Raw genomic sequence first — 620 nt, forward strand, 5'->3', positions numbered from 1 at the left:
CTCACCGCGGCGGCACGTGCCGCCTTTGAATCGGGGGTCCACATCACAGCGGCGATCGGGCTCGTCCTGATGGCGGGAGCGGCAGTCCTTGCCGCCGTCGTGCTCCGCCGCGTGCCGACCGCAAAGTAGGCGGAGGCTAGACGGCCCGGTTCAACGCAGCATCAGGCGAGCTGAAACTCCGGGTGATTCCGCCCAGGGTGGCGGTGGCGAGGGTGGAGAGGTAGTCGTGCCGGCGTCGGGCGGTAATGCGCGATTGGGGCTCGAAGGATTGCCCGGGATCGTCCGCGTAATGCGCGGACAGCCCGTCGCGCATGAGGCGGATACCCTCGGCGCGCTGTTGGGAGACCGCGGCGTGGGTGGACCCGAGTTCCTCGGCGAGTTCCTTGACGGTCCGCCCGCCGAAGTAGATCTCCTCGACGACGTAACGCATCTTCTCCGGCAGGGCCTCGACGGCGGCGCGAAGGTACTTGAGTCGCTCATCAGCAAGGACCGAATGCTCCGGGGAGATGGTCTCGGCCGCGACGGTGTCCACGACGACGTCGTCCAGCGGCGACAGGGTCCGCGCGGCATCGGCCAGGGCGGCTTCCACCACGCTTCGTTCGACACCCAGGGCCGATGCG

1 protein-coding gene is annotated in these 620 nt (G+C 68.7%); it reads right to left on the reverse strand.

Annotated elements, in window-relative coordinates:
- Window positions 1–136: 136 nt before the first annotated feature.
- A partial coding sequence (locus tag AHiyo1_RS08120; RefSeq protein WP_275937044.1) for a sigma-70 family RNA polymerase sigma factor occupies window positions 137–620 on the reverse strand: 484 nt, incomplete at its 5' end.

Origin of the sequence: Arthrobacter sp. Hiyo1, assembly GCF_001263615.2 — a bacterium.
Classification (GTDB): Bacteria; Actinomycetota; Actinomycetes; order Actinomycetales; family Micrococcaceae; genus Arthrobacter.